Source organism: Geobacillus sp. CCR, assembly GCF_052906625.1.
In genome coordinates, this window is sequence record NZ_JBREBQ010000022.1 from 15,144 (window position 1) to 28,155 (window position 13,012).

Here is a 13,012-nt window from a genome sequence, read left to right on the forward strand (position 1 = left end):
CTGTAAAAATTTGTCCTGTATAATACATGTTAGCGATTGATGCGGTCGGGGGGATCAGCGTGGGGGAATGCTTGAAAGCAATGAAAGGGAAAGATTATCATCAGCTGGACGATGAGCAGCTTGTTGCGCTCGTTCACGAAGGGGATGGGGAAGCACTTGATTTTTTAATCCATAAATATCAAAACTTTGTGCGCGCCAAAGCTCGCTCCTATTTTTTAGTCGGAGCTGATCGGGAAGATATCGTGCAGGAAGGAATGATCGGTCTGTATAAGGCCGTCCGTGATTTTAAGGGGGACAAGCTTTCCTCATTTAAAGCGTTTGCAGAACTTTGCATCACAAGGCAAATGATTACCGCGATTAAAACGGCGACCCGCCAAAAGCATATTCCGCTCAACTCTTACGTTTCCTTGGATAAGCCGATTTATGACGATGAATCTGACCGGACGCTGATGGATGTGTTGTCCGGCACGCAGGTGACGGACCCGGAACAATTGATTGTCAACCGCGAGGAAGTCGATGATATTGAACTAAAGATGGCGGAACTGCTCAGCGACCTCGAGCGGAAAGTGCTCGCTTTGTATTTGGATGGACGCTCATACCAGGAAATTTCCGAAGAGCTGAACCGCCATGTCAAGTCGATCGACAACGCGTTGCAACGCGTCAAGCGGAAGCTCGAGAAATATTTGGAATACCGCGAGATCAGTTTGTAGGCATCGCGCCGCCGCATCAAAAGATGTCATTGACAGCGAAACAGCCAATATGATAAATTTTTATGGACATCTCGAAGGAACGGTGGAATGCTGATGCGCCAAAAAGTGACGCTGGCTTGCGCGCAGTGCGGAAGCCGAAACTATACGGCAGCAAAACAAATACGTCGCCTTGGTGAGCGCCTTATGGCCAACAAGTTTTGCTCAACATGCAACAAACATACAATCCATCGTGAAACGAAATAGACGGTGGAGATAGTTTTGAACGATGATGGAGGTACGAGTGATGCAGCGAGTAATCAACTTTTTAAAAGAAGTCGTACGCGAGTTGAAAAAAGTGAGTTGGCCAAACCGGAAGGAGTTAGTGAACTACACGGCGGTCGTGTTGGCCACGGTGGCGTTTTTCACCGTCTTTTTTGCCGTTGTGGACCTCGGCATTTCTGAGTTGATTCGCCTCGTGTTTGAATAAGCGGACGAAGGATATGTTATAATGAAAGATAATCGTGCGCGTATGGAACCCGGCAACGGGTTTTTGTTTTGCGCAAAAAACAAAACGAAAACCGCCTTGGGGAGGCTTGTTGATGGAGAAAAACTGGTATGTTGTCCATACATATTCGGGATATGAAAACAAAGTGAAAGCCAATTTGGAAAAACGCGTCGAATCGATGGGAATGCAAGATAAAATTTTTCGCGTCGTCGTTCCGGAAGAGACGGAGACGGACGTCAAAAACGGAAAACGGAAAACGACGAAAAAGAAAGTGTTCCCTGGCTATGTGCTCGTTGAGATGGTCATGACGGATGACTCATGGTATGTCGTGCGCAACACGCCGGGCGTCACTGGATTTGTCGGCTCAAGCGGAGCTGGTTCGAAACCGACGCCGCTTATGGAGGAAGAAGTAAAAATGATCTTGAAGCGGATGGGCATGCCGCTTGCCGAGGTTGACGTAGACTATGAGGTAAATGAAACGGTGCGGATCAAAGAAGGTCCGTTTGCGAACTTTACAGGGAAAATTGAAGCGATTGACCCGGATAAACATAAAGTGAAGCTGCTTGTCGATATGTTTGGGCGCGAAACACGGGTGGAGCTTGAGTTTTCGCAAATAGAAAAAATCTAATGGATAAAGAACTTGCAATTGATAGGGAAAAGTGATACTATTTTAAAGTCAGTATGTCTCTTAAACGGAGACATATGGCGGTGAACTTATACACTTGTATAAGGGAGCCGTTTTGTTTTTACGCTGATCCTCTCAACTGAACGGGAGATAGGAAAACGGCTCAGTAGACCGGAGCCGGATGAGTGGGAGGGGCAATCCCTAATACCACATCACGGACTTAAGGAGGTGTGTCTCGTGGCGAAAAAAGTAATCAAGGTCGTCAAACTGCAAATTCCTGCAGGGAAAGCGAATCCGGCGCCGCCAGTAGGTCCTGCGTTGGGTCAAGCCGGTGTCAATATTATGGCGTTTTGCAAAGAGTTTAATGCCCGCACGGCGGACCAAGCAGGGTTGATCATTCCGGTTGAAATTACGGTTTTTGAAGACCGTTCATTTACATTCATCACGAAAACGCCGCCAGCCGCTGTATTGCTGAAAAAAGCGGCGGGCATTGAATCGGGCTCCGGCGAACCGAACCGCAACAAAGTGGCGACAATTAAACGCGACAAAGTGCGTGAGATCGCTGAGCTGAAAATGCCGGATTTGAATGCGGCGAGCATTGAGGCGGCCATGCGCATGATCGAAGGCACGGCCCGCAGCATGGGCATTGTGATTGAAGACTAAAGCCGGTGCGTCGTTTGTAGGGGAGGTTGCGTCATTGGGCAACCTCTCTCTCCATGAACAAAAACAGCAAGACGGGCCTGATGAATGGGCATCCGTCCGCTTCTTCGTTTTCGAAAGAAGCGAAGAACGTTCAATGTGGGAGGTTTTTCCGCTAAAACCACAACCGAGGAGGATTTTTCACATGCCGAAAAGAGGAAAGAAATACTTAGAAGCATTGAAACTCGTCGACCGCTCCAAAGCATACCCGATTGCTGAAGCAATCGAGCTCGTGAAAAAAACGAACATCGCGAAATTCGATGCCACGGTGGAAGTGGCGTTCCGTTTGGGCGTCGACCCGAAAAAAGCGGACCAACAAATTCGCGGCGCCGTCGTCCTGCCGCACGGCACAGGGAAAGTGGCGCGCGTGTTGGTGTTCGCGAAAGGGGAAAAAGCGAAAGAAGCAGAAGCGGCTGGCGCTGACTATGTCGGCGATACAGAATATATCAACAAAATCCAGCAAGGTTGGTTTGACTTTGATGTCGTTGTTGCTACGCCGGACATGATGGGTGAAGTCGGGAAACTCGGCCGCATTTTAGGGCCGAAAGGGTTGATGCCAAACCCGAAAACCGGAACAGTCACGTTTGACGTAGCAAAAGCGGTGCAAGAAATCAAGGCTGGTAAAGTGGAATACCGCGTCGACAAAGCGGGCAACATCCACGTTCCGATCGGCAAAGTGTCGTTTGACAACGAGAAATTGGCTGAAAACTTCGCAGCCGTCTATGAAGCAATTTTGAAAGCCAAACCGGCGGCGGCAAAAGGGACGTACGTGAAAAACGTCACGATTACATCCACAATGGGCCCTGGCATCAAGGTTGACCCGTCCACGGTTGCTGTTGCACAATAACCGTTGACTTTTGTTTGTCCGTCTGTTAAAATGCCATTTGGCTGAACAAATGAATATCATTTGTACCGTAGACAGTAGGTGCCTGTTTGAGGCTTAATTTCCTACCGAGGTATGTGGACGATAGAACAGCGCGCCCTGCGTCGGGGACGAGCGGCGGTGCGTTGAACGACACCTCCATGTCTACGCGGCATGGAGGTTTTTTATTGAGCAGACGGTATAAGTGGTATTCTCTCATTTTCCTTACAGGAGGTGCAGGACGTGTCGAGCGCGATTGAACTGAAAAAACAAGTGGTCGCGGAAATCGCAGACAAATTCCGGGCCAGCAAGGCAACCGTCATCGTTGATTACCGCGGCTTGAACGTGGCGGAAATGACCGAGTTGCGCAAACAGCTGCGCGAGGCAGGCGTCGAGTTTAAAGTGTACAAAAACACCTTGACCCGCCGGGCGCTCGCGGAAGTCGGCTTGGAAGGACTGGATGAAGTGTTCACCGGTCCAAATGCCATCGCCTTCAGCAATGAAGATGTCGTGGCGCCGGCAAAAATTTTAAGCGAGTTTGCGAAAACGCATGAAGCATTGGAAATCAAAGGCGGCGTCATCGAAGGGAACATCGCCAGCAAAGAAGAAATCGATGCGTTGGCGAAACTCCCGTCCCGCGAAGGGTTGCTTTCGATGTTGCTTAGCGTTCTTCAAGCCCCGATCCGCAACTTTGCGCTTGCGATTAAAGCGGTGGCTGACAAGCAAGAGGAACAAGGCGCGTAATGGCGCATCGATATGTGCTTAACAATCATTCAGAAAACAAAGGAGGAAGTTGTGATGACGAAAGAACAAATCATCGAAGCTGTGAAAAACATGACGGTATTGGAATTAAATGAATTAGTCAAAGCAATTGAAGAGGAATTCGGCGTAACAGCTGCGGCTCCGGTTGTTGTCGCGGGCGGCGCAGCAGCTGGCGCTGAAGCAGCGGCAGAAAAAACGGAATTCGACGTCATTCTTGCCGACGCCGGCGCGCAAAAAATCAAAGTCATCAAAGTCGTTCGCGAAATCACTGGCCTCGGCCTGAAAGAAGCGAAAGACTTGGTCGACAACACCCCGAAGCCGATCAAAGAAGGCATTGCGAAAGAAGAAGCAGAAGAAATCAAAGCAAAACTCGAAGAAGCTGGCGCGAAAGTCGAAATCAAGTAATGGCTGCGCCATTGAAAAAAGAGGCTTGCCCGAAGCAAGGGACGGCCTCTTTTTTGTTACACTATATAACGGAAGGCAGTGCAGCCTGTCGACAAGGAGGAGGGGATGATGATGAGCGAGCATTATTACTCAGTCAATCCGAAGTCGGAGCGAAACCCGCAAACGTGGACGTACGTGTTGCGGGGGCATGAATTCCGCTTTACGACCGACAGCGGAGTGTTTTCAAAGCGCGAAGTCGACTTTGGCACACGCCTGTTAATTGAAACGTTCGAGGAGCCGGGAGTGGCTGGGGATTTGTTGGATGTCGGCTGCGGATATGGGCCGATCGGGCTTGCCTTGGCCAAATCGTTTCCAAACCGGCGCGTTCACATGATTGATGTCAACGAGCGGGCGCTCGAACTGGCGCAGGAAAACAAGCAGGCAAACGGGATTGACAATGCGGTGATTTACAAAAGCGATCTTTTTTCGGAAGTCGGAGAACAGCGATTTGCAGCGGTCGTCACCAATCCGCCGATCCGGGCTGGCAAACGGGTCGTTTACGCGATTTTTGAACAAAGCCGCGATCATCTGCTCGATCATGGCGAGCTATGGGTCGTCATTCAAAAAAAGCAAGGCGCCCCATCGGCCTTGCAAAAGCTGAACGAATGCTTTCCCGCTGTAGAAGTCGTCGCGAAGAAAAAAGGATATTATATCATAAAGGCGAAAAAATGTTGACACCGTTTTTTTATTGTGGTAGCATTATAAAATGCTAAATATGCACATTTCCCGTGCAGAGGGGATGACGTATAATTTTGGACGCAATGGAAACAATGATAAAATCAATAAACAACGAACCATATGGTTTTCTATTGGAATAGAAACCATTTTCTTTTTTTCTCCATTCAACTCAACGCCTGGTTTCCTCGCGCCGGGAGCGTGTTAAATCCCCTAAATGAAACGGCGGTGCACGCAACGAAGCCGTTTCCGCCCGGATGGCGGGGGCCGGCCGCATGCATGCCTAGTGCTTTGCCCCGGAATGACGGAGCGGCCAGTCCGCCTTGAAGGCATTGATTGCTGAGCAGAGCGGATGATGGAGCTGTTCCGGTTCCGGTTTTCACTAATGTCTACATTTGAGGGGTGAATCACTCTTGACAGGCCGACTAGTTCAATACGGGCGACACCGCCAACGCAGAAGCTATGCACGCATCAGCGAAGTGCTGGAATTGCCGAACTTGATCGAAATTCAAACGTCCTCCTACCAATGGTTTCTCGATGAAGGGCTGCGGGAAATGTTTAGGGAAATTTCCCCGATTGAAGACTTTTCCGGCAATCTCTCGCTTGAATTTATCGACTATAGTTTAGGAGAACCGAAATATACGGTCGAAGAGGCGAAAGAACGCGACGTTACATATGCGGCGCCGCTTCGCGTCAAAGTTCGCTTGATTAATAAAGAAACGGGCGAAGTGAAAGAACAAGACGTGTTTATGGGCGATTTTCCGCTCATGACGGAAACCGGAACGTTTATTATCAATGGGGCGGAACGCGTCATTGTTTCCCAGCTCGTCCGTTCGCCAAGCGTCTATTACAGCGACAAAGTTGATAAAAACGGCAAACGCGGCTACTCGGCGACAGTGATTCCGAACCGCGGCGCATGGCTTGAATATGAAACCGATGCGAAAGACGTCGTTTACGTTCGCATCGACCGCACCCGTAAACTGCCCGTTACGGTGCTTCTCCGTGCGCTTGGGTTCAGCTCCGACCAAGAAATCATCGATCTGCTCGGCGACAACGAATACTTGCGCAATACGCTTGAAAAAGATAATACCGACAGCACGGAAAAAGCGTTGATTGAAATTTACGAGCGTCTTCGTCCGGGAGAGCCGCCGACGCTTGAGAATGCGAAAAATTTGCTGGCGTCGCGCTTTTTTGATCCGAAGCGCTATGACTTGGCGAGCGTAGGCCGTTATAAAATCAATAAAAAACTTCATATTAAAAACCGCCTGTTCAATCAGCGGCTCGCGGAAACGATCATTGATCCCGAAACCAAGGAAGTCATCGCCGAAGCTGGAGCGATGATCGACCGCCGAACGCTGAATCGCCTGCTCCCGTATTTGGAAAAAGGGGTCGGCTTACAGACATACCGCCCGGCCGAAGGGGTGGTGGACGGGGACATTTCGGTGCAAACGATCAAAATTTATGCCCCGAATGACCCGGATGGCGAAAAAGTGATCAACGTCATCGGCAACGGCTTCATCGCCGAGGATGTCAAACATATTACACCGGCTGACATCATTGCGTCGATCAGCTATTTCTTCAACTTGCTCCACGGCGTCGGCGATACGGATGACATCGACCATTTAGGCAACCGCCGCCTCCGTTCGGTCGGCGAACTATTGCAAAACCAATTCCGCATCGGCCTGTCGCGCATGGAGCGCGTCGTGCGCGAGCGCATGTCGATCCAAGATACGAACACGATTACGCCGCAGCAGCTGATCAACATCCGCCCAGTGATCGCGGCGATCAAAGAGTTTTTCGGCAGCTCGCAGCTGTCACAGTTCATGGATCAAACGAACCCATTGGCCGAACTGACGCACAAGCGGCGTCTGTCCGCGCTTGGCCCTGGCGGATTGACACGTGAGCGCGCTGGGTTTGAGGTGCGCGACGTTCACTATTCGCACTACGGGCGGATGTGTCCGATTGAAACGCCGGAAGGTCCGAACATCGGACTCATCAACTCGCTGTCCACTTACGCGAAAGTGAACAAGTTCGGCTTTATTGAAACGCCATACCGGCGCGTCGATCCGGAAACAGGGCGGGTGACGGACCAAATCGATTATTTGACAGCCGATGAAGAGGACAATTACGTTGTAGCGCAGGCGAACGTACCGCTTGCGGAGGACGGCACGTTCCTTGAAGAAAACGTTGTCGCCCGTTTCCGCGGCGAGAACATCGTCGTCAAGCGCGATCGCGTCGACTACATGGACGTTTCGCCGAAGCAAGTCGTCTCGGCAGCGACGGCGTGCATCCCATTTTTGGAAAACGACGACTCGAACCGCGCGCTGATGGGAGCGAACATGCAGCGGCAAGCCGTGCCGCTGTTGGAACCCGAAGCGCCGATCGTTGGCACGGGGATGGAGTATGTTTCGGCGAAAGACTCGGGCGCAGCGGTCATTTGCAAGCACCGCGGCATCGTCGAGCGCGTCGAAGCAAAGGAAATTTGGGTGCGTCGGCTGATTGAAGTGGACGGCAAAGAAGTCAAGGGTGATCTAGATAAATATCGGTTGCTGAAATTCGTTCGTTCGAACCAAGGCACGTGCTACAACCAGCGGCCGATCGTGAAAAAAGGCGATATCGTTGAGAAGGGCGAAATTTTGGCCGATGGCCCGTCGATGGATAAGGGCGAATTGGCGCTTGGCCGCAATGTGCTTGTCGCTTTTATGACATGGGACGGTTACAACTACGAAGACGCGATCATCATGAGCGAACGGCTCGTCAAAGAAGACGTGTATACATCAATTCATATTGAAGAGTATGAAGCCGAATCGCGCGATACGAAACTCGGTCCGGAAGAAATTACGCGCGACATTCCAAACGTCGGCGAGGATGCGCTGAAAAACTTGGATGAACGCGGCATCGTCCGCATCGGCGCAGAAGTCAAAGACGGCGACTTGCTCGTCGGCAAAGTGACGCCAAAAGGAATGACCGAGCTGACGGCGGAAGAGCGGCTTTTGCACGCGATCTTCGGCGAAAAAGCGCGCGAGGTGCGTGATACGTCGTTGCGCGTCCCGCACGGCGGCGGCGGCATCGTCCTTGACGTGAAAGTGTTCAACCGCGAAGACGGCGACGAGCTTCCGCCGGGTGTCAATCAACTGGTGCGCGTCTATATTGTGCAAAAGCGGAAAATTTCCGAGGGCGACAAAATGGCAGGCCGCCACGGAAACAAAGGGGTTATTTCCCGCATTTTGCCGGAGGAAGATATGCCCTTCTTGCCGGATGGCACGCCGATTGACATCATGTTAAACCCACTCGGCGTTCCGTCGCGGATGAACATCGGGCAAGTATTTGAGCTGCACCTTGGCATGGCGGCGAAAAAACTCGGCCTGCACATCGCCTCCCCGGTCTTTGACGGGGCGACGGAGGAAGACGTTTGGAACATCCTCGAAGAGGCAGGTCTAGCGCGCGATGCAAAAACGGTGCTGTATGACGGACGGACGGGTGAACCGTTTGATAACCGCGTGTCGGTTGGGATCATGTACATGATCAAGCTCGCCCACATGGTCGACGACAAGCTTCATGCCCGTTCCACCGGCCCGTACTCACTCGTCACTCAACAGCCGCTCGGCGGCAAGGCGCAGTTCGGCGGCCAGCGCTTTGGTGAGATGGAAGTATGGGCGCTTGAGGCGTATGGGGCGGCATACACGCTGCAAGAAATTTTGACCGTCAAGTCCGACGATGTCGTCGGCCGTGTCAAAACGTACGAGGCGATCGTCAAAGGGGAAAACATTCCGGAGCCGGGTGTGCCGGAGTCGTTTAAAGTGTTGATCAAAGAGTTGCAAAGCTTGGGCATGGACGTCACGATTTTGACGAGCGATGAACAAGAAGTGAACATGGAAAACTTTGATGATGATGATGACCATGCACCGGATGCCATCATGGTGGACGTCAAACCGGCCGAACGGGAAGAAGCCGGCGAAGAGAAAGATGCGGTGACGAAAGAATAAACCGGCCATAACGGCCAGGCGGGGAGTTGTTCCCCGCCATTGGCCGCTTGAGCGAACGGAAAACCGACGGATCAAAAAGGGAGGTATACCCCTTGCTAGATGTCAATAAGTTTGAGTACATGAAAATTGGGCTCGCTTCCCCGGAGAAAATTCGTTCTTGGTCATATGGCGAAGTCAAAAAGCCGGAGACAATCAACTATCGGACGTTAAAGCCGGAAAAAGACGGCTTGTTTTGCGAGCGCATTTTCGGTCCGACGAAAGACTGGGAATGCCATTGCGGCAAATATAAACGCGTTCGCTACAAAGGCGTCGTCTGCGACCGCTGCGGCGTCGAAGTGACGCGCTCGAAAGTCCGCCGCGAACGGATGGGCCATATTGAGCTCGCCGCCCCGGTTTCGCACATCTGGTATTTCAAAGGCATCCCGAGCCGGATGGGATTGGTTCTTGACATGTCGCCGCGGGCGCTCGAAGAGGTCATTTATTTTGCATCCTATGTCGTCACCGACCCGGGTGATACGCCGCTTGAGAAAAAGCAGCTGTTGTCGGAAAAGGAATACCGCGCCTATCGCGAGAAGTACGGTCAATCGTTCCAAGCGTCGATGGGGGCGGAGGCGATCAAAAAGCTGCTCCAAGACATTGATTTGGATAAAGAGGTGGCCGCGCTGAAAGAAGAGCTGAAAACAGCGCAAGGGCAACGGCGCGCCCGCATCATTAAGCGGCTTGAAGTGCTTGAAGCGTTCCGCAGTTCAGGGAACGATCCGGCATGGATGGTGCTTGATGTACTGCCGGTCATTCCACCGGAGTTGCGCCCGATGGTTCAGCTTGACGGCGGGCGGTTTGCAACATCGGATTTGAACGATTTGTACCGCCGCGTCATCAACCGCAACAACCGGCTGAAACGGCTGCTTGATCTCGGTGCGCCGAACATTATCGTCCAAAATGAGAAGCGAATGCTGCAAGAGGCGGTTGATGCTTTGATCGATAACGGCCGCCGCGGCCGTCCGGTGACCGGTCCGGGGAACCGTCCGTTAAAATCGCTTTCTCATATGCTGAAAGGGAAGCAAGGCCGCTTCCGGCAAAACTTGCTCGGCAAGCGCGTGGACTATTCCGGCCGTTCCGTCATCGTCGTCGGCCCGAACTTGAAAATGTACCAATGCGGCTTGCCGAAAGAAATGGCGCTAGAGTTGTTCAAGCCGTTTGTTATGAAGGAGCTTGTCGAGCGGGGCTTGGCGCACAACATTAAAAGCGCGAAACGGAAAATCGAGCGCGTCCATCCGGAAGTATGGGATGTGCTGGAAGATGTCATTAAAGAACATCCGGTGCTGTTAAACCGCGCCCCGACGCTGCACCGTCTCGGCATTCAGGCGTTTGAACCAACGCTTGTGGAAGGGCGGGCGATCCGTCTTCATCCGCTTGTTTGCACGGCGTACAACGCTGACTTTGACGGCGACCAAATGGCGGTGCACGTGCCACTGTCAGCTGAGGCGCAAGCCGAAGCGCGCTTGTTGATGTTGGCGGCGCAAAACATTTTGAACCCGAAAGATGGGAAGCCGGTCGTGACACCATCACAAGACATGGTGTTGGGCAACTACTACTTGACGATGGAGCGCGAGGGAGCCATCGGCGAAGGCATGGTGTTCAAAGACACGGACGAGGCGCTGCTTGCTTACCATAACGGCTACGTCCATCTCCATTCGCGCATTGCCATTCATGCCGGTTCGCTGAAAAACGAAACGTTTACCGAAGAGCAAAACAACAAGTTGCTCTTAACGACCGTCGGCAAGCTCATTTTCAACGAAATTTTGCCGAATTCGTTCCCGTACATCAACGAGCCGACGACGGAAAACATTGAAGGGCGGACGCCGGACAAGTACTTCCTTGACAAAGGGGTCAACGTGCGCGAAGAAATTCGCAAGCGCGAACTCGTGCCGCCGTTTAAGAAAAAAGTGCTCGGGCAAATTATCGCTGAAGTGTTCAAACGGTTCAAAATCACCGAAACATCGAAGATGCTCGACCGCATGAAAGACCTTGGCTTCCAATATTCGACGAAGGCCGGCATCACGATCGGCGTGGCCGATATCGTCGTCCTGCCGGAAAAACAAGAAATTTTGGATGAAGCGCAAGCGAAAGTTGATACGGTTTTGAAGCAGTTCCGCCGCGGGTTGATTACCGACGAAGAGCGGTACGAGCGCGTCATCTCCATCTGGAGCGCGGCGAAAGACAAAATTCAAGACCGGTTGATGAAGTCGCTTGATAAACGCAACCCGATCTTTATGATGAGCGATTCCGGAGCGCGCGGGAACGCGTCGAACTTTACGCAGCTTGCGGGGATGCGCGGTTTGATGGCCAACCCGGCCGGCCGGATCATTGAGCTGCCGATCAAGTCGTCGTTCCGCGAAGGCTTGACGGTGTTGGAATACTTTATCTCGACGCACGGCGCGCGAAAAGGATTGGCGGATACGGCGCTCAAAACGGCCGACTCAGGCTATCTCACGCGCCGCCTTGTCGACGTGGCCCAAGACGTCATCGTCCGCGAAGAAGATTGCGGCACCGACCGCGGCATTTTGGCGCGGGCGCTGACGGATGGCACGGAAGTTGTCGTCAAGCTTGAAGAGCGGCTTGTCGGCCGCTATGCGCACAAAACGGTGCGCCATCCGGAAACGGGCGAAGTGATCGTCCGCAAAGACGAGATGATCACCGAAGATATCGCCAATGAGATCATTAAAGCCGGCATTACGGAAGTATGGATTCGCTCCGTATTCGCCTGCAACACGCGCCATGGCGTCTGCAAAAAATGTTACGGCCGCAACATGGCGACCGGCATGGACGTCGAAGTTGGCGAAGCCGTCGGCATTATCGCCGCTCAGTCGATCGGCGAGCCGGGCACGCAGCTGACAATGCGGACGTTCCATACAGGCGGCGTCGCCGGCGACGATATCACTCAAGGTTTGCCGCGGGTGCAAGAGCTGTTTGAAGCGCGCAACCCGAAAGGGCAAGCGGTCATTTCTGAAATCGACGGCACGGTTATTTCGATTAATGAAACGCGCGACAACCAATATGAAATCGTCGTGCAAAGCGAGGTCGAAACGCGTACGTATGTAGCGCCGTACAACGCGCGGCTGAAAGTCGAAGAAGGTCAGCGCGTCGAACGCGGCCAAGAGCTGACAGAAGGCTCGGTCGACCCGAAACAGTTGTTGCGCGTGCGCGATATTACATCCGTTCAAGAGTACTTGCTTCGTGAAGTGCAAAAAGTGTACCGGATGCAAGGGGTGGAAATCAGCGATAAGCATATCGAGGTCATGGTGCGGCAAATGCTGCGCAAAGTGCGCGTCATCGATGCCGGCGACACCGATGTGCTGCCGGGCACGCTGTTGGATGTCCACCAGTTTACGGATGTCAACGCCAAAGCTCTTCGCGAAGGGAAACGGCCGGCGACGGCCCGCCAGGTGTTGCTCGGCATCACGAAAGCGTCGCTTGAGACGGATTCGTTCTTGTCGGCTGCTTCGTTCCAAGAAACGACGCGCGTCTTGACGGATGCGGCCATCAAAGGAAAACGTGATGAACTGCTTGGCTTGAAGGAAAACGTCATTATCGGCAAACTCGTCCCGGCTGGAACCGGTATGGCCCGCTACCGGAAAGTGAAGCCGGCCGTCAAAAAGGAAACGGCTAGCGACACGGTGTCGTCCAAATAACGCGAACCAAGTGGCCGGCTAAGGCGCTCCTTGGCCGGCCATCATCTAATTAAAAATCCAGTTGACAATTGAC

General features: G+C 52.5%; 11 protein-coding genes and 1 other annotated feature. All 11 genes read left to right on the forward strand.

Annotated elements, in window-relative coordinates; genetic code table 11:
• Window positions 1–26 precede the first annotated feature (26 nt).
• The 11 genes from sigH (at window position 27) to rpoC (ending at window position 12,939) form a co-directional block, all read left to right on the forward strand.
• Entirely contained in the window at window positions 27–710 is a 684-nt protein-coding gene (sigH, locus tag ACVBDQ_RS12000; protein WP_013143979.1) for an RNA polymerase sporulation sigma factor SigH, read from the forward strand.
• A 93-nt stretch (window positions 711–803) separates the two neighbouring features.
• Complete coding sequence (gene rpmG / locus ACVBDQ_RS12005) at window positions 804–953, forward strand: 50S ribosomal protein L33 (RefSeq protein WP_012820480.1); 150 nt, start codon at window positions 804–806, stop codon at window positions 951–953.
• Window positions 954–993: 40 nt separating this feature from the next.
• Window positions 994–1,176, forward strand: coding sequence for a preprotein translocase subunit SecE (gene secE, locus ACVBDQ_RS12010; protein ID WP_012820481.1), 183 nt, complete (start codon window positions 994–996; stop codon window positions 1,174–1,176).
• 112 nt (window positions 1,177–1,288) lie between these two features.
• On the forward strand, window positions 1,289–1,822 hold the full coding sequence (nusG, locus tag ACVBDQ_RS12015; RefSeq protein WP_012820482.1) for a transcription termination/antitermination protein NusG: 534 nt from the start codon (window positions 1,289–1,291) through the stop codon (window positions 1,820–1,822).
• A gap of 234 nt (window positions 1,823–2,056) precedes the next feature.
• Window positions 2,057–2,482, forward strand: coding sequence for a 50S ribosomal protein L11 (rplK, locus tag ACVBDQ_RS12020; protein WP_011229608.1), 426 nt, complete (start codon window positions 2,057–2,059; stop codon window positions 2,480–2,482).
• 181 nt (window positions 2,483–2,663) lie between these two features.
• Entirely contained in the window at window positions 2,664–3,365 is a 702-nt protein-coding gene (gene rplA / locus ACVBDQ_RS12025; protein WP_012820483.1) for a 50S ribosomal protein L1, read from the forward strand.
• Window positions 3,366–3,412: 47 nt separating this feature from the next.
• Window positions 3,413–3,576: a sequence feature (ribosomal protein L10 leader region), on the forward strand.
• A 47-nt stretch (window positions 3,577–3,623) separates the two neighbouring features.
• Entirely contained in the window at window positions 3,624–4,124 is a 501-nt protein-coding gene (gene rplJ / locus ACVBDQ_RS12030; RefSeq protein WP_011229610.1) for a 50S ribosomal protein L10, read from the forward strand.
• A gap of 54 nt (window positions 4,125–4,178) precedes the next feature.
• Window positions 4,179–4,547, forward strand: a complete 369-nt coding sequence (gene rplL, locus ACVBDQ_RS12035; RefSeq protein WP_012820484.1) for a 50S ribosomal protein L7/L12 — start codon at window positions 4,179–4,181, stop codon at window positions 4,545–4,547.
• A 111-nt stretch (window positions 4,548–4,658) separates the two neighbouring features.
• On the forward strand, window positions 4,659–5,261 hold the full coding sequence (locus tag ACVBDQ_RS12040) for a class I SAM-dependent methyltransferase (RefSeq protein WP_013143980.1): 603 nt from the start codon (window positions 4,659–4,661) through the stop codon (window positions 5,259–5,261).
• A gap of 413 nt (window positions 5,262–5,674) precedes the next feature.
• Complete coding sequence (gene rpoB / locus ACVBDQ_RS12045) at window positions 5,675–9,247, forward strand: DNA-directed RNA polymerase subunit beta (protein ID WP_011229613.1); 3,573 nt, start codon at window positions 5,675–5,677, stop codon at window positions 9,245–9,247.
• Window positions 9,248–9,339: 92 nt separating this feature from the next.
• Window positions 9,340–12,939, forward strand: a complete 3,600-nt coding sequence (rpoC, locus tag ACVBDQ_RS12050) for a DNA-directed RNA polymerase subunit beta' (protein WP_021322058.1) — start codon at window positions 9,340–9,342, stop codon at window positions 12,937–12,939.
• The last annotated feature ends 73 nt before the right edge of the window (window positions 12,940–13,012 follow it).